Below are 21,039 nucleotides of genomic sequence, written 5' to 3' on the forward strand. Positions count from 1 at the left end.
AATTTACCTCCCAGATTCGAATTAACATGGCTAGCTTATTGCTACCACAAACCTTCATGTAACTGATCTCGTTGTACAATTCTAAAGTTAGGCTTTTAATACTTCAAACAATATCGAAATACGGTATTCAATGGCGCTATATGAGAATAGATTACGAAACTCGTATAAGTGGATTGTTTGGCAGAAATGCTTGCTTACAATGTTTTTTTCTCAATAAAAGAAAGCAATGGTAATTTCCAGCTCCTTTTTTTGAGTAGTAAAAATGAAAAACATTAAATTATTCACGCTAGCTATGCTTTTAGCTGGATGTAATAGCGGTGGCGGCTCTGCTCCTGAGCAACCACCAGAACCACCGCCTGAGTTACCGCCTGTCGTTATTCCGCCTCCCGAGGCAGATCATTGTGTTAACATCGAAGACAGAGGCTCTCTCTGTATACCAACCGAATTAAAGGCCGCGTCTGGCTCTCGTGTGGGTATCGAGGTCGAGTCTTTTTTGGACGATGGATTAAGCCTACATTGGCACCTTAATAGTGATGTTGAAGATGTGCGATTACCGATTATCCAATATTCAGAAAACCACGCTTCATTTGTCAGTCCTGCTATTTCGTCAGATAACCTTGAAATAGACGCTGTCATTTCCGTTATGGACAATGAAACGCTTATTCAAGCACTGCAAATTCCTGTGAATATAACCTCGTCGGGAGAGTTACCCTATTTAAGCGGCCCTAATATTGCCACCCAATTGGAAGAAGGGTTAGTGTATGTTGAATGGCTACCCGCTACCTTTGATAGCCAAGTATTGGATACCGTCACCTATTCACTCCATGTTGCCAAACAGTCATCACCTTGGGTACTTGAAGGGGTATATCAAACGCACAACCTCTCTTATGCGTTTCCAGCAGATGCAGATACCGACTATGTCCTTTTCCTCACCGCTCAGATGGAGGATGGTACTGAAGTTGCTTCGGCGGAGTTGGAATACCAAACGTCTCACACCGCGCCAACACTCTTAGATATCGCTGAAAAAAGTGCAGTCAGTCGCTTAGACAATCTCCCTGAGCCGGAAGAAGCCTTAGGTGAGCTGGTCGCTTTTGGTGACGAGCTCTATGTCGTCCGTGAAAAAGAGGATCACCCAGGCAAGCTATACTACGCACCCGCCATGCTCAGTGAGATCTTCTCAGAAGACAACCCACTGGTGATTTCAACCACGACAGAATGGTTACCGGAAGACGCGGAAGCCGCTTTGAGAGCCTATTCAGCGTCACCTAATTTCTATCAGAATGGTGAAGGCTTGCTGTCGCTAGCGTTTCCTGACGAGTATCCCAATCTCAATATGTGTGTAGATAAAAAATCGGACGCATATGAAATCAGCTTATGTATTAAAAACCACCTATCTACATTGCGATGCGACATGAGCAATAACTTGGGTGGCGGCTCTATGATGAAAAACACCTGTAGTCACAATTTTTCTGCAGAGCTTTCAGCAAAATTCGCCGCAAAAGCTGAACTACCTCTCTATTTCGAGCGCATCGGTCATTGGGGCTATAATCTCGGTAACGCGCCGGGTGTGGTCGGTCGTACCATTAAGCGATTTTTTAAAGACAGTGCTGCATTGGAATTCAAAGCAAGGCCAGGTTTCGAACTCTATTTTGATCCACAGATGGAGATCAGCCTGACCGCAACACAACAAGCCGTCGCGCAGGTAACCACTGAAGTGAAGGTGATGCGTTCCAAGTTTCTTACACCCGTCGCTTACCCTTCCAGCTCCGTTAACGTCTTCATTGAGGAGCCGCTCAAAATTGTAGTTAAGGGAGTGAGTCCAACTGGGCTTATATTGCCATTTTTCCCGATTGAGATTCATACAGGTTTCACTGCTGGTCTATTCCCAGAAATTAACCTGTTTGGCTTAAAAGGGGAGGGAACCGCTGGCTACAATACCGATATTCACCGCAAGTCTGTCGGATTAAGAATTAAAGATCGCAAGTTACTGGGTGGCTTTGATACAGCGGTTGGCGGCAAGGTCACGGGGGCGTTGCTGACCGAGCTTAAACTCAACAGCCAAAAAAACACCCATATCTCTGGCGGTACTTGGGCTAAATTTGGCTTTGAGTACGAACGTCCTTTCTTTCCCGTGACGTTTTATGAACTTCCTTCCCGCTTACCCGTTGATGAGTCGTTGAAGTTCCTGTGTCATGATCAAAACAAATATGCCCCACAATTTGTTGGTGACACTGAGATTGAGTACCCGCGGAATATCCCAGAGTACGGGAACCTCTATCTGGGCAACAAATATAGCTCGGCACTGAGTGAGATTGCCCAGTGGACTTTCGGAGATAATGTGACTGTGGTCGACTCCCAACTGATCACCAATGCCCCTCAGTATCCTTCTTATGCGACGCATTCAGGTTCGTCACTCAGTCATGCGCTCTATTTAGACAATGAGTTCATGCCTGTTGAAGAGCACATGCAGTCTTACTTCAAGATGGAGTACAACCCTGACAGTTTCTTTAGTCGTTTATACCGCTTTAGCCATGTATCAGAGCGCGTTGGCATGCGCAGAAGTGAGCCCTTTTCGCCAAACTGTCATTCTGACTACAATGAAAAGCATATTGAAACTAACCGCTTTGACTGGGAGTTGGAAGACTATGCTTGGTACTAAAATGTAGAGCAAGTATCTACATTGGCAAAACTGCTATATTCTTTAAGCGCCTCACTATTCCACGGGGTGCTTTTCCTTCTTGGGCTTGGAATATTCTTACGATTTCCTATCCTCAGTGAAAATGACCACTAGCCCGTACATCATATTTCTTTCTGTGCCTTTAGCTGAAATTTTGTATGACGCTTGGCGTAAATAAAGTAGTGATTGTCTTCAGATGGAGGATTGATTTTTTCTTAAACAAGAATCGAGCCGATAAATTCGGAGGCTCGATTCTGACATGCTAGAAAAGCAACTTGTCATATAAAGACTAATACCAACACTGTAGAAAATATTAATGAGGCTATGAAGGTTATGTCCAGCTTCGTGCTAGGACTCATCCTGGCAAACTTGTAGGTCATTACCAGTGTGAACCTGACTAGCTCATTATGACGTGGCTAGTTCTGTGAATAGTGATTTTACTTGGCGTTGTGAGGCCAGTAACACGTCACTACAGCAGAATCAAAATACACACTGACAGTACATAGTGAACATCAGTGTGTATTTTATACTTTGTTGGGTTTGATCCTTGCTAAGAGTGATGCCACCCACCCACCCAACTTTTCAGTACATGGTTTTTAGGCGGTACTCCGAGAGGTAAGCCTGTTTGTTCTTCCAAATGTGGAGCAGTTGGAATTTGGTAGAGAAAATAGATTAAGCGTTTGCTTGGGCTTCAGTAGCAGCTGGTGCTGGTACTTTTTTGCCAAGTTTCTTGGCCATCACTTCTTCCATTTTCTCCAGGCTGACACCTTTGGTTTCTGGAACGAATTTGACCACAACAAACATACAAATCAGTGACAGGATGGCGAACAACCAGAAGCTGAATGCACCGTTGAAATGCTCTCTTAGGAAGGCATTGTCATTCAGCATTGGGAACGACTGGGTGACGATGAAACCGGTGAACCACTGTGCACCCACCGCGATAGACATTGCACGGGAGCGGATGCTGTTCGGGAAGATTTCCGAAATCATGGTCCAGCATGCACAACCCCACGATGTCGCGTAAGAAACAACGTATAGACATAGTGCGAACAATGCCGCGTAGCCTTCAGTGCCAGTGTAAAGTACATAACCGACAACCGTCATACCCACTGCACAGCCGAAGGTACCGTATTTCATCAGTGGCAAACGACCGACTTTATCGATGAGGTACATACCTAGCGCGTTACCGAGGATGAAGACAATACCGACGAAGGTGGTCTGGAATAGGGCGTTTTCAGTACTACCGGTAATTGGTCTTAGGATTTCCGGCGTGTAGTACATAATCACGTTGATACCGGTTAGCTGCTGGGCGGCAGCAACGAAGGTACCGATCACCAAGATTGCAAACAGAAGTGGTGAACGCAGGCTGACTTGCTTCTTGCCTGGTGCATTTGAATCTGCCAGTGATGCTTGGATCTCGCCGATCAACTGATCAGCATGATTAGGGTTTGAAATACGTGATAGGGTGTCTTTAGCCTCATCGACTTTTCCTTTCAGTACCAGCCAACGTGGTGATTCAGGGATAAGGAACAACAGGCCAGCAAACAGTGCGGCTGGAAGCACTTCTGAGCCCAGCATCCAGCGCCAGCCCATATCAACCAACCAAGTTTCACTCATGCCTTTGGCAATCAGGTAGTTAACGTAGAACACCCCTGTTTGACCGATAACAGCAGATTGTTGGAACATACTGACGGCACGGCCTCGGAAGTCTTTCGGTGCCACTTCAGACATGTACATTGGTGAAACGACACAGGCTAAGCCAACCGCGATACCACCAACGATGCGAAGCATGACATAGAAAGTAAAGGTGGTGGCCAGTGCCGAGCCGATGGCGGAAATCATGAAGAGGATGGCAGCCATGAAGAGGGTTTTACGACGGCCATATTTAAGAGCGGACCAACCAGCGCTGACGGCACCGATAATACTACCTAGAACAACACTTGATACTGCCCAGCCAGTTTGTGCAGAGGTTAACCCGAAGTGCTCTCTGATAGGACCAATAGCGCCAGAAATAACAGCGGTATCATAACCTAATAAAATACCCCCTAGGGCTGCGATACAACAAATTCGAATAATGTAAGCAAAATTATGTTTTCGGGCCTCGGCCGCGGTTGTGGGTGACATGTGTTGCTCCTTGATTTTTTTCCCTTCTCTCACTCAACCATCGAATAAGCATGAGCTGGGTAGCGGTCCGATACGCCTATTACTGTAGGGCATAGGTATCGGCTATTTTATTTCACCCTTTTATCTGTAGTTGTTATATGTTGCTTTGAAAATATTTTTTCATAAGGTGATGGTTTTATCATATGGACATCATTTGCTCTCGGCTATACCCAAAGTGACTTTTTATTCGTAAATGATATCTGGATCAAATTAAGAAAAATATTTTTCAAAATAAATAATAGCTCCAAGTGTTTGTTTTTATTTTGTTTTATCGGTTTGTGATCTTGCTCAAAAAATCGCCTCAGACCGCGTGGTTGCTGGGTTTTTTCTATTTTTATCGAAATGCTGCAATGCTTTTCAGTGATCGAAAAATATTTTTCATTTTGTTTTTTTTGGTTATAGTGATTCCCAAGTTAAGCGAACGGTGAAGAGAGCGAAGTTCTTTACTTGGATATCAAAAAAGCATAATCCAGAGAACAGTCAAATCACCTCATCACGTTAAATTTTTTATTTAAGTTATTGTTGGAGAACAAACATGAGCAATGTGCAATACGGAATCAGCCCACTGACTTGGACTAACGATGATATGCCAGAATTGGGTGGTGAGATCCCATTGGAAACATGTTTGAGTGAGATGGCAGAAGCGGGCTTTACCGGTACTGAACTCGGTACTAAATACCCACGTGAGCCAGAAGTACTTATCCCTCTTCTAGAAAAACACGGCCTGGTTCTAGCGTCTGGCTGGTACAGCGGCAACCTGATGACGCTAACCGCGGACGAAGAAATTGCAGCTATGCAGGAGCACATCAAACTGCTGAAAGCGGCGGGTTGTAAAGCGATGGTATTTGGTGAAGTGAGCAACACAGTTCACGGCGACATCAACACCCCTCTATCTCAGCGCGTTATCCTGACTATGGATGAGTGGAAAGCTTACTGTGAGAAGCTAACGACTGTTTCTGAGTACCTACTAAACGAGCATGACATCAAGCTGTCTTTCCACCACCACGTGGGCACCATCTGTGAAACAGAAGACGACATCAACCTGATGATGGAGCTCACTGGCGACGCAGTTCACCTAACGCTGGACACTGGTCACATCACATATGGCGGCGGTAACCCTGTCACCATGATCAAGCGCTGGGGCCACCGTATCGGTCACATGCACTTTAAAGACCTACGCCTAGACGTTATGAAGGCCGCTCGCGATGCAGACAAGTCATTCCTTAACGCAGTTCTTGATGGTGTATTTACCGTTCCTGGTACTGGCGATGTTGATTATGACGACGTATTCGCTGCACTAAAAGAGCGCGACTACAAAGGCTGGCTATTGGTTGAAGCCGAGCAGGATCCTGCTAAAGCGCACCCACTAACGTTCGCAAAAACAGCTTTTGAGAACATCAATGGCTACGCGAACAAGTACGGTCTGTAATAAAGAACCCTTGGGGGTATTGACCCCCTAAAGTATCCCCGGCTGCACCAACTGGGAGGTGGAGCTGGGGTCGGGATACCCCATCGGGTACTGAATATTGAGGAAGACAATGAATACTGTACGCCTGACTGTTGCTGAAGCGCTTGCCAAGTATCTTGCAGCACAAATGATTGAAATTGATGGAAAGAAAGAACAACTTTTTGGTGCCGCCTTTGCGATTTTCGGTCACGGTAATGTGACGTGCTTTGGCCAGCAGCTAAAGAATATTGAAGATAAAATCCCAACCTGGCGCGGTCAGAATGAACAGTCGATGGCAACAGCAGCCATTGCATACGCGAAGGCTAATCAGCGTCGTCGTATTGGTATTGCAACCAGCTCAATTGGCCCAGGTGCGACCAACATGGTAACTGCTGCGGGTATCGCGCACACTAACCGTCTACCTCTTCTACTTATCTCTGGTGATGCTTATGTTAGCCGTCTGCCAGACCCAGTTTTACAACAGCCGGAGAACTTCGAAGATCCGTCTGTGACTTCAAATGATGCATTCAAGCCGCTAACGCGCTACTGGGACCGCGTGCTATCACCAACCCAGCTAATGCACACATTGCCGCAAGCACTAGATACTATGTTAGACCCAGCAACCTGTGGTCCGGTATTCCTAGGTTTGCCGCAAGATATCCAAGGTGTGGCTTACGACTTCCCTGAAGTTTTCTTTGCTGAAAAACTGCATCGTATCCGCCGTCCAGAGCCTGAAATGATTGTTCTGGAAGAAGCGAAAGAGATCCTGCTAAAGGCGAAGAAGCCGTTGATCATCTCTGGTGGTGGTGTTCACTACTCGCTAGCGACTGACGAGCTAGCAGCCTTCGCAGGTAAGCACAATATTCCAGTGGTCGAGACCATTGCTGGTCGTGCCACAATGCTACAAGACAACCCATTGAACGCAGGCCCAATCGGTGTAACGGGTTCAGATTCTGCTAATCACATGGCTAACGAAGCGGATGTGGTACTGGCTATTGGTACGCGTTTGCAAGATTTTACCACTGGCTCTTGGACAGTATTCAAGAACCCAGATATGAAGCTGGTCAGTATCAACGTAGCCAAGTTCGATGCCATCAAGCACATGTCTTATCCAGTACTGGGTGATGCGAAAAGCTCAATGACCAAGCTATCCACTCTACTAGGAGATTGGCGTTCGGGTGATGAGTGGTCGGCAAAAGCCAAAGCAGAAGCCGATGAGTGGAAAGCACTGGTTCATCGCCGTACCCACCCACAAGAAGGCGATTTGCTACCAGGTATGTCTTCATACGCGGAAGTGATCGGCAAGCTGAACAAGTCGATGGAAAAAGGCGACACCGTACTGACCGCTGCGGGTGGTCTACCGGCTGAGCTTTCTATGAACTGGCAGAACTACCAGATTGGTAAGTTCGATATCGATTTTGGCTACTCATGCATGGGCTACGAAATTGCTGGTGGCTGGGGCGCAAAAGTTGCCAACCCAGACAACGACGTTGTGGTACTTGTGGGTGATGGTTCATACCTTATCCAGAACTCAGATATCTACTCTTCAGTTCTGACTGGCCACAAGATGATTGTGGTGGTGTGTGACAACGGCGGCTTCGCGGTTATCAACAAACTACAGAACAACACTGGTAACGAGTCATTCAACAACTTACTTGAAGACTGCCGCCGCCCAGATGGCGAACTGGCTCGCGTCGATTTCGCTAAGCACGCAGAAGCACAAGGTGCAATTTCCGAGAAACTGACGTCTGTTGACGAGTTTGATGCTGCCTTTGCCCGCGCTAAAGAAGCGGACCGCACTTATGTGATTGTGGTTGATATCGACCCAGTATCCCCTGCGGCATGGTCCAAGTGTGATTGCTGGTGGGAAGTGGGTTTACCAGAAGTGACTCGCAACGAAGAGACTGCGAAGAAAGTCGCTGACTGGGAAGAAGGCCGAGCTGCGCAACGTCGTGGTGTATAGGGCTGAGGCTTTCAAGACCATAGCGTCTAAGCGATAACGAATTCCGAACTTTTAAACTTTAATATTTCCAATAATTTACCCGCAGGTATCACAGACAGCCTAGCTACATAAGCTTAAGGAGGCCGTGATACCTGCCAAGGAGTGAACCATGTTTAATGAAGAACGTCATTTTGACCAACCAATCCGCTGGGCAATGGTAGGTGGTGGCCGTGGTAGCCAGATCGGTTACTCGCACCGCAACGCAGCACAGCGTGATGGTCTGTTCAAATTGGTTGCCGGTGCTTTCGATCTAGACCCTGCTCGTTGCCGTGATTTCGGTGAAAACCTAGGCCTAGAAGGTGACCGTTGCTACGCCAACTACCAAGAGATGTTCGAGCAAGAAGCACAGCGTGAAGACGGTATCCAAGCTGTCTCTATCGCAACACCGAACTCAACGCACTATGCAATCTGTAAAGCAGCGCTAGAAGCAAACCTGCACGTAGTTTGTGAAAAGCCAATCACTTTCACGACTGAAGAAGCCGAAGAGCTAAAAGAAATTGCAGCGAAAAACAACCGTGTTATCGGTGTGATGTATGGCTACAGCGGTTTCCCAATGGTTCAGCAGGCGCGTGAAATGGTTCAGCGTGGCGACCTAGGTGAAATCCGCGTTATCAACATGCAGTTTGCCCACGGCTTCCATAACGAAGAGTACGAACTGAACGATCCAGGCTTGAAGTGGCGTGTAAGCCCAGAGGTTTCTGGCCCAACGTATGTACTGGGTGATATCGGTACTCACGCGTTCTACCTATGCGAAGTCATGACTGGCCTTGAAGTTGACCGTCTATCTTGCATGCGTCAGAGCTTCATCAAGTCGCGTACTCCACTAGAAGATAATGCTCATGTAATGATGGAATTCAAAGGTGGCGCAGTCGGTACCCTTTGGGCATCCGCGGTTAACTCAGGCTCTATGCACCAGCAGAAGATCCGCATCGTCGGATCTAAAGCGTCTATCGAATGGTGGGATGAGCAACCAAACCAACTTCGCTACGAAGTACAAGGTGAGGCATCTCGCGTTCTTGAGCGTGGCATGGGCTATCTACACCAAGATGCACCGGGTGTGGCATCTAACCGTGTTGGCGGTGGCCACGCAGAAGGTTACTTCGAGTCTTGGGCAAACCTATACCACCGCTTTGCGCTGGCGTTTGATGCGGCAGACCGCGACGACCAAGCTGAGCTAGCCGGTATCTGGTTCCCAGGTATCGATGCGGGTATTGAAGGTGTACGCCTTTGTGAGAAATGTGTTGAGTCTGCAGATCAAAATGCGGCTTGGGTAGATTACGAGTAATAGGAACGGACCATGACAAAGATTGCACTTCAGCAAGACCGCAAGCTGGATGCCATCGTGTTGGGACGTGCGGGCGTAGATTTATACGCCCGTGAATCAAACACGGACATGGCTGATATTTCAGGCTTCAACAAATTCGTCGGTGGCTCGGCTGCCAACATCGCAGTAGCGGTGAGCAAACTTGGCGGCAAGGTCGGGTTTATCGGGTGTGTCGCTGATGATGCATTCGGTGGCTACGTGAAGCAGTACATGTCAGGCCAGGGTATCAATCTTGACGGCATGATGACAGATAACTCGGGCTCGCGCACATCAGTGGCGTTTACCGAGATGAAGCCAAGTGACTGTACGGTATTGATTTACCGTAACAAAGCGTCTGATTTGACCATCAAACCAGAGCAAGTAGACCCAGAGTACATCGCAAGCTCGAAAGTACTGGTTGTAACGGGTACCGCGCTTTCTGAAAGCCCGAGTCGTGAAGCAACACTGATTGCCATGGAGCATGCGCGCCGCAGCAACACGTTAGTCGTATTGGATGTTGATTACCGTCCATATTCATGGCGTACCGATGTCGACGCTTCCATCTATTACGGCATTGCAGCAGGCCTATCGGATATCGTTATCGGTAACCGCGAAGAATTCGACATGATGGAAACCGTGTTGGCACCGGGTAATACCGATGATGATGCAACGGCTGATCGCTTCCTTCGAGCAAACACCCAGGTTGTGGTGGTTAAAGCCGGTGAGTTCGGTTCAAAAGTGTACTGCCGAGATGGTCATAAATTCCAACAAGGTATCTTCCGCGTGGATGTTCAGAAGCCATTTGGCTCTGGCGATTCATTTGCAGGCGGCTTGATCTGGACGCTGGTTAACGGTGGCGAACTGGAAGACGGCGTGAAGCACGGCTCGGCAGCCGCAGCGATTAACGTTAGTGGTAACAGCTGTACCGAAGCGATGCCAACCAAAGAACAACTGTTTGACTTTATTGAGACCAGAGAACAAGGCCTTTAACTGTCGCTATTAGCGTCAAGTGAAAGCGTATTTTGGTCAGCCGGGTCAGTACCACTGGATTTTCAGTCTTCCATCGGTACACACCATCGAGACCCGGCTTTTTTATTCCCTAAAAAATAAAACAACATAATTACAAGGCTGTACTGATCAATGGGCAAGGTTGATCAGGCAGTGAGGAGAGAGAACCATGGGTAAGCATATCCCGCCGTTTGATAATAAAAACCAGCCAATTGTTGATGTGAACGATGAAGTCACACCATTGTGTTATTTCAACCAAGTTCATCTTTCACAAGGCGAGCAGCACCAGCACGTTGTAGAAGGTTACGAGTCCGTGATCGTACTCGCTGGTGGTACCTGCTCAATTACCGTGACCAACGGCGAGAAAACCGAGGTATTCGACAATATTGGTCAGCGTAAGTCAGTGTGGGAAGGTAACCCAGAGTCTGTTTATGTGCCGCTTGGCTACAGCGCAGAAATTGAGTGTGTGAGCGATACTGCCGATGTGATGATTGCAGGTGGCAAATTCGAAGAATCACTAGAGCCCTTCTGCAGCCGTCAAGATCAAGTCGATATCGTGCAATACGGCTCTGATGACACCAAAACCCACCGTAAGATCAAGCATGTACTTGGCCAATCCAATTCTGACAAGCGCGGCCGCCTACTGGTTAGCGAGTTGTTTACGGTTGGTGCGGGTGGCTGGTCTGGTTTCCCTCCTCACAAGCATGATGAAGACCGTGTTAAGCCGGACGGTAGCAAAGAGACGCTGTACGAAGAAGTGTACCAGTTCCGTTTCAACCCAGGTTTTGGTTTCGGTGCCCAGTTCCTGTATGAGCATGAAGATGACTTTGGCCCGGTTTACCACGTTCGCACAGGCTCTGTGATTGCCATCGATAAAGGCTATCACCCAAGTGTCGCGGCACCGGGCTATGAGATGTACTACTTCACTATTATCGTTGGCAAAACCGAGAAGTCGCTTATCCAGCACTTTGACCCGCATCACGAATACCAAGTAGAGACGATCCCTGGCATCAAGGACATGATCGCCAAGTTCAAATAACACGGAGGCTTACCAATATGCTCGTTAATTTAAAAGATCTTTTGCCTGAAGCTGCGGCTTCTGATTATTCAGTCCCTTGTTTTAATGTGTTTGGCTATGAAGATGCACGTGCTGTCGTTGAAGCAGCAGAAGCCGTTAACAAGCCCGTGATCTTGGCTTGCAACAAAGATGTTGCCGATTTTTACGGGGTAGAAACCGCTGCGGCAATGTTGCTTCCGTTGGCAAAAAATAGTTCAGTGCCAGTGTGTCTACATTTGGATCATACCTACGAAGAAGAGATCGTCTTCAAGGCGTTAAAGGCGGGTTTTAGCTCTGTTATGTTTGATGGTTCTCAGCTATCGCTTGAAGAGAACATCGCCCGTACTCGTGCCGTGGCTGATGTTGCCCACGCACTGGGTGCTTCGGTAGAAGGTGAGATTGGCTCGGTACCTTATGACGAAGGCCGTGACCATATCAAATCTATCTATACCGAAGCCGAAGAAGCTGCGCGTTTTGCCACTGAAAGTGGTGCGGATTGTGTTGCTGTCTCAGTCGGCAACGTGCACCGTTTGACCGAGCCTACATGCACCATTGATTTTGGTCGCTTGGACAAGATCGCCAGCATGGTCGATATCCCGCTGGTTATCCACGGTACCAGTGGTATCCGCGATGAAGATATGGAAGTACTAAAGCGTACTCGTGTATCAAAATTCAACATCGGCACCTGTTTGCGCCAAGCGCTGGGTAATAACCTGCGTGGTTTCATGAATGAAGAGCCTGAGAAATTTGATCGGATCTACTTTATGCAAAAGGCGATGCCTTTTGTGAAGGAAGAAGCAATTCGAAACTTCAAACTGCTGTCGTAAAAACTGTCGTAATTAATTTGGCCCTGTTAATCGCAGGGCATTTTTTTCAGCGCGGGAGAGTATGAACGTATGGAAGTAGCCGAACGTGTAGCCACGGGTCAGGACACTGCTGGCCTTGACACTAATGCTCTAGGAACTAAGGGTCTAGGCACCACAGAGCTCGATACATTGAAGGATCAAATCGTTAGGCGCTATGATGATTTGAGTCCGCGTCTTCAGCAGGTTGCAGATTTTGTGATGGCGCAACCTATGCTGGTGGCCGTTGAAACTATGGTCACCATTGCCCAGCAAGCCAATGTGCCTTTGTCTACCCTCAGTCGTTTCTCCAGCGCAATGGGATTTTCAGGGTTTAGCTCGATGCAGGCCGTCTTTCGCAATCACTACTTCAATCGTCCGCGCGATTACAAAGAACGGGTACGAAAAGCAAGAAACGAAGCCAAGTTTGGCCCTGATTCTGCGGCGGCTATTTTCCATGATTTCGGCGCTGCAAATATTGAGGCGATGGAGCAACTGCAAATATCCGTATCGCCACAAAAACTCGATAGGGCAGTCAGTTTACTGGAAGATGCTGATACCATTTATATCCAGGGCATGCGGCGGGCCTACCCTGTGGCATTCTACCTCTGGTATGCCTTGATGAAGTCCAACAACAACGTGGTGCTGATTGACGATAACGGTGGGATGCTATCGCCACTGACGCGTTTGATGAGTGAAAAAGACGTACTGGTTACTTTTACATTCAGCCCTTATGCGCCAGAAACCACCGAGGTGATTGAACTGGCGCACCAAAAGAATGTACCGATTGTTGCCATTACCGATAATCAGATGATGGAACAAGGCAGTAAAATGGATGTGTGCTTTGAAGTGCAAGAGGGCGACAACTTGGGCTTCCGCTCATTGAGTTGCTCGGTGTATCTTGCCCAGACGATGGCAGTAAGCTTGATGTGCAAAGATACCAAATAGAGCCTCGCCTGAGGCTCTATTTTTAAGGTAATCGTCCCAAAAACTGATATCCGTATTTACCGGTGTAACTTTCCATTTTACTGGGTAAATACTAATCAATATTTCGTAAAATCAAATAAAATGCCGACATGATGTCGGCATTTTTGTGGATTATGAGGTTTGGTTCTGGGTGATTGATTAATGGTAATTACAGCCTGTTTCGTTCAATCAGTACAAAGCTGCAAACTCTGTGATTTCCGGTTTGCCGCGAAGCAGCAGGAAGTTGAGGAAGCGACTGGTTGATGTCGTCAGGATTTGCTCTTCATTGACACCGTGCTTTTCCAGTAGGGCGATGGCGAGATCTAATCGGGCAATTTCTTCACTAAAATGGGCATCGGATCCGGTCGTGAAATACACGCCGATGTGTTTGCCAATATCAACAATTTTGCTGCAACGAACGTCGCTGCCTTTGCGGCTCTTACCGGTAAGCGACGTGTTGTTGACCTCAATCGCCACGTTGTGCTCCTTGGCACAAGTTAGCACCTGCTCGATGTCGAACGGATAATTGGGGTTACCCAAGTGTCCCAGTACATCGACTCGACCACTCTTGATAACATTAACCAGTGCTGCGGTATGTTCGGCTTCTGTCGCTGGCTTGAACACCGGCTCATGGAAACTCGTGATAACCCAATCAAGGTGTTGGTCTGTCGAGGGCGGCAGGTCGATTTCACCATTGACATTTAGGGTATTGGCTTCGACCCCACGAAGGATCCCGACATCATGCAAGAAGCGGGGTAGGATCCGTTGGTTATTAAAATGCCAATAGTGAGGAGCGCCTGGCATTTCCGGGGCATGGTCGGTGGTGCAAAGCAATTTCAGTTTTTTGCTTTTCGCGGCCTGGGCATTTTCGATAATGGTGCTGTAAGCATGTCCACTGGCAATAGTATGGGTGTGGCTATCAATCACGATATTCATAGTGATCTCCTAGTTCGGGTCCTTCAGAGGTGGACAGCTTATTGGATTTCAAATGAACCGTCGCGGTTCATAAATATATTTAAATCAGCCTTGATGGATTGGTTGAGGACTTTGTCGACATTCACTGCATCGGATTGATGGTAAAACGCTAACGCATCTTCCGGTGAAGTGCCGCCTCTTATTTTCCGGTTAACCAAACGCTCTTGAAGAAACTCTGGTTGAGTGTCGATAAAGACGGTGAAGTCAGCGAGGTTATGCAGTCCTTGCCAAACCGGTTCATCCAGTAATAACCAATTGCCTTCGACAACGACAATATTACGCGTGACATCAATGGCGTCATCCACTGGATCATGAAGGTTTCTGTCGTAATAAGGCCACTTAGGATCTTTCACTTTTAGCTGTTTAAGCTTGTCGATCAGCTCAGTTAGATTAAATGTTTCGTAACAGCCTTTAATACTGCGCAGAGAGATAGCCTCGCCATTGCGCTCTATGGTGTTGTTGTCGAGAATGTCATTGGGGTAGTGGAAGCCGTCAAAAGGTAATACCTGCAAAGGCTCTAGATGTTCGTCTTGCTCTGACAAATGTTCCCAAAAGGCGGCAAGAGTGGATTTGCCACTTCCTGGAGGTGCGCTGAGAAAAATAACGATGCGTTGCTGGGTTTCGTGATAGAGGCGGGAGAATTTCTCAACTAGGGGTTTATGAATGGTATCGACATCTTTGTCAGGAAATACAGCTTCGGTTTCAAATCCACTGATATTCAAGTTTACTTTCATCTTGAAGCCTCATTGCTTTATCTCTCTTTCGATATTTTCAATTAACAGCTCACATGACAGGTTAAGGACTGTTTTGATCAGAGATTCGTATCTCATCTGTGAAAAGGCTTCGAAAGAAGAAAACTTTAGTTTGTTTATTGACTCAAGGTAAAAGCCGTCCTGCTGGGATGAGAGCACTGCTTGGCTTTTTATGAAGTCGTAAACCACATCATCACCGAAAGAGACTTTGTCTGAAGTAGTGACGACATAGTCTAAGGTCTGATTGTACAAGCCAATATCTGCATAGGTTTCTAATGAAATTTTACCCATTGCAAACATCAGTTTAGATACGACATCAGTGGTTTCCAACGGGCCATCTTCCCGTAATAGTGGTTCCACAGCATACTCCATCACTAGCTCGTCTTGGACAAAGACTTTTGGGAGTAATGCTTTTAACTTGAGGTTGATTATTTTGTTCGAAATCTGAAGAAACGAAGTCGCGTTATCGCATTCTTCTAATTTCTTAAGTAATTCATGTTCACGTGACACCGTTTGTGACCTCTTCATCGTGTGGCAGCGCAAAGGCTACCACACAATTTCGTTGTATCTAAACGACTAAGCTCACGTCATAAAATTCTAGTAACGCTTTTTCTGCATCCACGTTCCATACATAGTTGTTGGCTTTTAGAATGGCGTCCAACTCGGCGAAGAACGGGTCTTGCTCGGCAAGCGATATAAAGTCATCAATGGCAGTGAGTGGCAGATCAATATGCGGGTAAATTAATTTCTTACCGCCAGGGATCTCCAGCTGATTCAAAATCGTATGCGGCGCTGCCTGCAAGCCACCTACGTGGGTGATCATAAATGACGGGTTGATCAAATGGTCAGATGATAGGTCGAGTGATTCGATCATATCACCCGTTGAACCACCTGAGGTGCCCACAATATGGGTTGCTTCGTAGTGCACGTTGTAGAAGTTGAATGGCACTTTGAATTTCTTGTCCGTAGGGCCTGCAAAGAAGTTCAGGCATCCATCATTGCCTAAAAGCTCATCAGCTTGTTCCAGTACCTGCGATACCGCGGCATAAACCATCACATCGTCGTAGCCTTGGTCACCATTGAGTGATTTTAGGTAAGTGACAGGATCGTCAATTTTCGCGGTGTTCACGTAGTGAAGCTCAATGCCTTGCTCTTTCGCAGCGCTCACTGGGATCAGGCTTTCAGCGCGGTCAAGGCGGTCTTGATCAATGTCGGTTACCACGATGATTCTTGGTTTCACTGGGCCATTAATCGCGTAATCAATGGCACCGATACCCATTGGGCCTGCACATGCTAGTAGCGCCAATGAACCGTCTTCTTTAATGCCCATTTGATGTTCGTAGACAAATTGCGTGGTGTGGTAGCTGGCGTGGTAAGCACCGATGATGCAGGACATTGGCTCAGCCAAAGAGGCATCGGCAAAGTATTCACCCTTATAAGGCAATACACAGCCCAAATCGATAGCGATTTTCGGAATGATTGAGTAGGTGGCGTTACCACCGAAAGTCTCGTAGCTGTAACCGGCAGAATAGCCTGATGGAAGGCCCATTGCTGGTTGCAGGACAAAGGACTCACCAGCAGTGAACTTGTCTTTTAGGTTATCACCCACTTCAACAATGATGCCAGCGTATTCGTGGCCGGTCATCACCGGTACTTCTTCGATATTTTCTGGAACTCGTTTGTGTGTGCTACCAAGCAAAGCCGCTTTGTAAGTTGATAGGCAAATGCTATTTGAGATGTTCTTAACAAGAAGTTCGTCTGCTGAAATGGTTGGTAATTCGAATGTTCTCAGTTGAACATCCTTCTCGCCACAGATAACCGCTGCTGTTGTTTGTACCATGATTTCTCTCCTGAGTGGGGCGGATAACCGCCCCATACTGCATTGTTAGGCTGGTTGCTCTGTCGCGACCATCTGTTGTTCGATAGTTACCATCAGCTCATCAAGAGCAGGGTCGTGAAGGAAGTTTTTGATTGTGATGACCGGTAGTCCTGTCGCGTTTACCGCTCGGCTTTCCAGACTTTCATGGGTGACAACGATATCGGCGTCACTTGGGACTTTCTCGATAGCGAAGTTCTTCACTTCAATATCGATACCCGCCTTGGTTAGTTTGCGTTTGAAGGTTGAGGCCCCCATCGCACTGGATCCCATTCCCGCATCACATGCGAAGGCAACAAATTGAATCGGTTTTGCTTCTGTAGACATTGTTGTCGTTGCGGGTTTAACTGCACCTTCTGCTTTCATATCTTTCATGTCAGTGACAGATTGCTCAAATTCGGTTTCTTTCTCTTCTGACTTGCTCATCTTCAGAATCGCACTGGCGACTAGGAAGGAAACGACTGTTGCTGAAACCACACCTGCAATTGTTGCGATGAAGCTGCCTTTTGGTGTTAGTGCCAAGTAAGAGAAGATAGAGCCTGGGCTAGGACCCGCTACCAAACCTGCATCTAGTAGGTTGAATGTTGCGATACCTGTTGCTGCACCGGCAATCATCGCCACAATCATAATTGGCTTCATCAGTACGTATGGGAAGTAAAGCTCGTGGATACCGCCAAAGAAATGGATGATGATGGCACTTGGTGCTGAGCGTTTACTTAGGCCTTGGCCAAATTTTGCGTAAGCCAGTAACATGCCAAGACCTGGACCTGGGTTAGATGCCACCATAAAGAAAATAGATTTGCCGGTTTCTGCTGCCGCTTGTAGACCCAGTGGGTAGTAGATACCTTGGTCAATGGCATTGTTAAGGAACAGTACTTTGGCGGGTTCGTTGATGATAGCCAGTAGCGGTAAGAAGCCGGTCGCAACAAGTGCTTCAATGCCCGATTTCACGAACAGGTTAGCGGCTGTTACTGCTGGGCCAACAATCTCGTAGGCGAACAAGCACAGGATCATGCCTACGATACCGAGTGAGAAGTTGTTCACCACCATCTCGAAGCCCGAAGGTATACGGTGCTGGATACGTTTATCCATTTGCACGATAACCCATGCGCTCAATGGACCCATGATCATCGCACCGACGAACATTGGGATATCTGCGCCGACGATAACACCCATGGTACCAATGGCACCGGCAACGGCGCCGCGCTTATCACCAATGATTTGACCCCCCGTGTAACCAATCAATAGGGGTAGTAAGTAAGTGATCATTGGGCCAACAAGTTCACCAAAGGCTTCGTTTGGCATCCAACCGGTTGGAATAAAGAGTGCTGTAATGAAACCCCAGGCGATGAAGGCCCCGATATTGGGTAGCACCATGGCGGTCAAGTGACCCCCAAAGGCTTGGACATTGGCTCGCATATTTGTTTTCACGTTATGTTCCTTCTTAGTATGCTTTTATAATCTCGAGCACTTGTTCTTTAGAAGATGCTTGGGAGAGTTTTTCGATGCTCTCTTCGTCCACAAACATTTCGCTCAAGGCTTGAATCACTTCAATGTGGGTATCTGAGTCTTTTGCTGCTAGAGTAATAAGGATATTGGCCGGACCGAGTTCAGAGCCAAAATCAACAGGTGATGGGAATACATGAATACCAAGGCCTGTCTTCAATACCCCTGTTTCTGGTCTTGCATGGGGCATTGCTAGGCCAGGACATAAAACGTAGTAAGGGCCATTTTCTTTAGTCGATTGAATGATGGCATCTGCATATTGATTTGATACGTAGCCACGTTGCTCAAGGTAATTAGTTGTTTTTCTTACTGCTTCTTGCCATTGGTAATTGCCATCGTTGATGACATCCACTAAATCGTGATCAATTAACTCGTATAGCATGTCTTTAACCTTGTTATTCGTTTGTTGGGGTTATTATCGATACAAGCGGATTCAATAAGCAAATGGCCGATTTTTGTGATTTAGATCTGGTTAATTTGGGTGTCAAGCGGGTTTTTATTTGTTAGCTCTCAAATTAACAAGGTAATTAAATTTCATTCTTTTTCTAAATTACAAAGCAATAGGTAAAATTAGAACATGATCAAATTAATGGGAATTTAATTTATTTTACTTAATGTGATTGATGTCTATTTTTGCTGATTGCATGGGTTAAAATCATGAGGTAGATCGATTTGTTTTTTGCCGGATTTTAGAAGCTTTCAACGGCTTTCATATCCCGTTTACCTAAGGTTCAGCAAGATAATTCCGGCCTGTAACTTAATGACGATTTCAGTGAAATTTCTGTACTCAATATGACTAATGGCACACGTTCAGCACCCATATAGCACAGTGGAAGCGGAGTCTCGCTGAGCCATGCACCTTGAGGTAACTTGAGTATATAGGTTTATATTAAATTAAATTTAATTTATATTTGTATAATAATTAAATTTATTTTCTTTAAAAAAATTACATTATATCTGCGTTATTAATGAAACTTTAGATCGTCTATCGATTATTGATATAAAATTATATAGTCTGTATGAAATTAATCTCTACAAGTGCTATTTATGCTCTAAATATGATCTCTTAGCTCTTCAGTTTTTATCTTTATCGTTGAAGTTAAAGCTTTTTGTATTCAAATATCAGGGCGTGAGATAAATAGCTATTTCTGTATTATATACAAGGATAATAATCGACATGACTGGCAGTATCATTAAAGTCTCAAGAAATACTGAGAATGCACCTCAATGCGCCCTATCAACACAAACTGTCGCTTTCTCACACTATAATAATATTTCGGCTCAATTACCGGTTGACCCTCAAACGGGTGACATAGTTACCGGTGATGTAAAAGCGCAAGTAACCCAATGTCTAAGTAATATTAAAGCGATTGTTGAAAGTATCGACCACGTGATGGATGATGTGGTTAAAATCAATGTGTTTCTTAAGAACATCGCAGACATTGATGCTGTAGATGAAGTTTACCGTACTTTCTTCCAGAACCACCTGCCTACCCGTAGCACTGTCGAGGTTACCGCATTACCATTGAGTGATGCATTGGTACAGGTCGATGCGCTGATTTCAAATGGTGAAGGGACAGCCCCACAAGCGACTTGTGACCTAATTAAACTGGCCAATAATACCGAGAATGCTCCAATCAGTGCGGTATCGACACAGACTGTTGCCTTCTCTCACTACAACAATATTTCAGCGCAGTTACCGATTGACCCTACAATCGGTGAATTAGTTGCTGGTGGCGTGAAAGAGCAGGCACGGCAGTGTCTAACAAACATCAAGGCAATCCTAGAAAGCATCGATGTGCCATTCGATGACATCGTGAAGATCAATATTTTCCTTAAAGATCTGGCCGATATCGACGCGGTCAACGAAGTCTATTCTACTTTCTTCCCTGATTCTGCGATTGCTCGAGCGGTTGCCTATGTGCCTGCGCGGACAACAGTTGCAGCATCTGCGCTACCTTTGGATGCACTGGTACAAATTGATGCGGTCGTATCGCACGGTGACGGTACGCCACCACAAGAAGTTGAAGACCGTCATGGCATTGTGATCCGAGCACACAATACGGATGCTGCGCCACAGAGTGCGCTTCATAGCCAAACGGTGGCTTTCTCTCACTACAACCACATTGCCGCTCAACTTCCCGTTGATGTGAAAACCAACGAGATCGTTGCAGGTGGCGTGAAAGAGCAAGCTGAGCAGTGCCTGAGCAATATCAAGGCGATTGTCGAAAGTGTCGGTCACGTAATGGATGACATTGTTAAAGTGAACATCCAGCTTAAAGATGTGGCAGATCTTGATGCGGTCAATGACGTGTACACAGCGTTTTTTGAGAGTGATTTACCGGCAAGAACCGTTGTTGGTGTGTCTGCGATTGCTATGGATGCGCTGGTACAAATTGATGCCGTTGTATCTAACGCTGAAGGTACACTGCCAAAGGCATGATGTCGGCATTTTTTACGAAAAA

At 46.5% G+C, this 21,039-nt stretch carries 16 protein-coding genes; 9 read left to right on the forward strand and 7 right to left on the reverse strand.

Annotated features, from left to right (window positions below):
* The first annotated feature begins 262 nt into the window (after positions 1 to 262).
* A complete protein-coding gene (locus tag ACVA58_RS26275; RefSeq protein ID WP_446513208.1) occupies positions 263 to 2,659 on the forward strand; it encodes a hypothetical protein in 2,397 nt (798 codons plus the stop codon).
* A gap of 690 nt (positions 2,660 to 3,349) precedes the next feature.
* Here the strand turns inward: ACVA58_RS26275 and ACVA58_RS26280 are convergent.
* Positions 3,350 to 4,801, reverse strand: coding sequence for a sugar porter family MFS transporter (locus ACVA58_RS26280; protein ID WP_446513209.1), 1,452 nt, complete (start codon positions 4,799 to 4,801; stop codon positions 3,350 to 3,352).
* 574 nt (positions 4,802 to 5,375) lie between these two features.
* Between ACVA58_RS26280 and iolE the strand changes: the two genes are divergently transcribed.
* From iolE to ACVA58_RS26315, 7 genes are all read left to right on the forward strand, one after another.
* The gene (gene iolE, locus ACVA58_RS26285) at positions 5,376 to 6,269 is read left to right on the forward strand and encodes a myo-inosose-2 dehydratase (protein WP_428649963.1); all 894 of its coding nucleotides are present in this window, start codon (positions 5,376 to 5,378) and stop codon (positions 6,267 to 6,269) included.
* 109 nt (positions 6,270 to 6,378) lie between these two features.
* Positions 6,379 to 8,250 (forward strand): 3D-(3,5/4)-trihydroxycyclohexane-1,2-dione acylhydrolase (decyclizing), encoded by a 1,872-nt coding sequence (gene iolD / locus ACVA58_RS26290; RefSeq protein WP_446513210.1) that lies wholly within the window; start codon positions 6,379 to 6,381, stop codon positions 8,248 to 8,250.
* Between the two features lie 148 nt (positions 8,251 to 8,398).
* Positions 8,399 to 9,574 (forward strand): Gfo/Idh/MocA family protein, encoded by a 1,176-nt coding sequence (locus tag ACVA58_RS26295; RefSeq protein WP_446513211.1) that lies wholly within the window; start codon positions 8,399 to 8,401, stop codon positions 9,572 to 9,574.
* A gap of 12 nt (positions 9,575 to 9,586) precedes the next feature.
* Positions 9,587 to 10,582 carry a 5-dehydro-2-deoxygluconokinase gene (gene iolC / locus ACVA58_RS26300; RefSeq protein ID WP_446513212.1) on the forward strand — a complete coding sequence of 332 codons (996 nt, stop codon included), beginning with the start codon at positions 9,587 to 9,589 and terminating at the stop codon, positions 10,580 to 10,582.
* A 187-nt stretch (positions 10,583 to 10,769) separates the two neighbouring features.
* Positions 10,770 to 11,639: a 5-deoxy-glucuronate isomerase gene (locus ACVA58_RS26305; protein ID WP_446513213.1), complete on the forward strand. Its 870-nt coding sequence runs from the start codon at positions 10,770 to 10,772 to the stop codon at positions 11,637 to 11,639.
* A gap of 17 nt (positions 11,640 to 11,656) precedes the next feature.
* On the forward strand, positions 11,657 to 12,484 hold the full coding sequence (locus tag ACVA58_RS26310) for a class II fructose-bisphosphate aldolase (RefSeq protein WP_446513214.1): 828 nt from the start codon (positions 11,657 to 11,659) through the stop codon (positions 12,482 to 12,484).
* A gap of 69 nt (positions 12,485 to 12,553) precedes the next feature.
* On the forward strand, positions 12,554 to 13,447 hold the full coding sequence (locus ACVA58_RS26315) for a MurR/RpiR family transcriptional regulator (RefSeq protein ID WP_446513215.1): 894 nt from the start codon (positions 12,554 to 12,556) through the stop codon (positions 13,445 to 13,447).
* A 207-nt stretch (positions 13,448 to 13,654) separates the two neighbouring features.
* Here the strand turns inward: ACVA58_RS26315 and ACVA58_RS26320 are convergent, their stop codons facing one another.
* The 6 genes from ACVA58_RS26320 to ACVA58_RS26345 are packed head-to-tail and all read right to left on the reverse strand — an operon-like array spanning position 13,655 to position 18,956.
* Complete coding sequence (locus tag ACVA58_RS26320) at positions 13,655 to 14,401, reverse strand: PHP domain-containing protein (protein ID WP_446513216.1); 747 nt, start codon at positions 14,399 to 14,401, stop codon at positions 13,655 to 13,657.
* Between the two features lie 38 nt (positions 14,402 to 14,439).
* Positions 14,440 to 15,174 (reverse strand): nucleoside/nucleotide kinase family protein, encoded by a 735-nt coding sequence (locus ACVA58_RS26325; RefSeq protein WP_446513217.1) that lies wholly within the window; start codon positions 15,172 to 15,174, stop codon positions 14,440 to 14,442.
* A 9-nt stretch (positions 15,175 to 15,183) separates the two neighbouring features.
* Complete coding sequence (locus ACVA58_RS26330; protein WP_446513232.1) at positions 15,184 to 15,702, reverse strand: MltR family transcriptional regulator; 519 nt, start codon at positions 15,700 to 15,702, stop codon at positions 15,184 to 15,186.
* A 58-nt stretch (positions 15,703 to 15,760) separates the two neighbouring features.
* The gene (locus ACVA58_RS26335; protein ID WP_446513218.1) at positions 15,761 to 17,032 is read right to left on the reverse strand and encodes a zinc-binding dehydrogenase; all 1,272 of its coding nucleotides are present in this window, start codon (positions 17,030 to 17,032) and stop codon (positions 15,761 to 15,763) included.
* A gap of 45 nt (positions 17,033 to 17,077) precedes the next feature.
* The gene (locus tag ACVA58_RS26340) at positions 17,078 to 18,499 is read right to left on the reverse strand and encodes a PTS mannitol transporter subunit IICB (protein WP_446513219.1); all 1,422 of its coding nucleotides are present in this window, start codon (positions 18,497 to 18,499) and stop codon (positions 17,078 to 17,080) included.
* A 13-nt stretch (positions 18,500 to 18,512) separates the two neighbouring features.
* Positions 18,513 to 18,956 (reverse strand): PTS sugar transporter subunit IIA, encoded by a 444-nt coding sequence (locus ACVA58_RS26345; RefSeq protein ID WP_446513220.1) that lies wholly within the window; start codon positions 18,954 to 18,956, stop codon positions 18,513 to 18,515.
* Positions 18,957 to 19,751: 795 nt separating this feature from the next.
* On the opposite strand from ACVA58_RS26345, the gene ACVA58_RS26350 reads away from it, so the two are divergent.
* Positions 19,752 to 21,017: a RidA family protein gene (locus ACVA58_RS26350; protein ID WP_446513221.1), complete on the forward strand. Its 1,266-nt coding sequence runs from the start codon at positions 19,752 to 19,754 to the stop codon at positions 21,015 to 21,017.
* The last annotated feature ends 22 nt before the right edge of the window (positions 21,018 to 21,039 follow it).

It is taken from the genome of Photobacterium sp. DNB22_13_2 (genome assembly GCF_052873915.1).

Coding starts and splice junctions, on each gene's coding strand:
- ACVA58_RS26275 (WP_446513208.1), top strand. CDS start 263: ATGAAAAACATTAAATTATTCACGCTAGCTATGCTTTTAGCTGGATGT.
- ACVA58_RS26280 (WP_446513209.1), bottom strand. CDS start 4,801: ATGTCACCCACAACCGCGGCCGAGGCCCGAAAACATAATTTTGCTTAC.
- iolE (WP_428649963.1), top strand. CDS start 5,376: ATGAGCAATGTGCAATACGGAATCAGCCCACTGACTTGGACTAACGAT.
- iolD (WP_446513210.1), top strand. CDS start 6,379: ATGAATACTGTACGCCTGACTGTTGCTGAAGCGCTTGCCAAGTATCTT.
- ACVA58_RS26295 (WP_446513211.1), top strand. CDS start 8,399: ATGTTTAATGAAGAACGTCATTTTGACCAACCAATCCGCTGGGCAATG.
- iolC (WP_446513212.1), top strand. CDS start 9,587: ATGACAAAGATTGCACTTCAGCAAGACCGCAAGCTGGATGCCATCGTG.
- ACVA58_RS26305 (WP_446513213.1), top strand. CDS start 10,770: ATGGGTAAGCATATCCCGCCGTTTGATAATAAAAACCAGCCAATTGTT.
- ACVA58_RS26310 (WP_446513214.1), top strand. CDS start 11,657: ATGCTCGTTAATTTAAAAGATCTTTTGCCTGAAGCTGCGGCTTCTGAT.
- ACVA58_RS26315 (WP_446513215.1), top strand. CDS start 12,554: ATGGAAGTAGCCGAACGTGTAGCCACGGGTCAGGACACTGCTGGCCTT.
- ACVA58_RS26320 (WP_446513216.1), bottom strand. CDS start 14,401: ATGAATATCGTGATTGATAGCCACACCCATACTATTGCCAGTGGACAT.
- ACVA58_RS26325 (WP_446513217.1), bottom strand. CDS start 15,174: ATGAAAGTAAACTTGAATATCAGTGGATTTGAAACCGAAGCTGTATTT.
- ACVA58_RS26335 (WP_446513218.1), bottom strand. CDS start 17,032: ATGGTACAAACAACAGCAGCGGTTATCTGTGGCGAGAAGGATGTTCAA.
- ACVA58_RS26345 (WP_446513220.1), bottom strand. CDS start 18,956: ATGCTATACGAGTTAATTGATCACGATTTAGTGGATGTCATCAACGAT.
- ACVA58_RS26350 (WP_446513221.1), top strand. CDS start 19,752: ATGACTGGCAGTATCATTAAAGTCTCAAGAAATACTGAGAATGCACCT.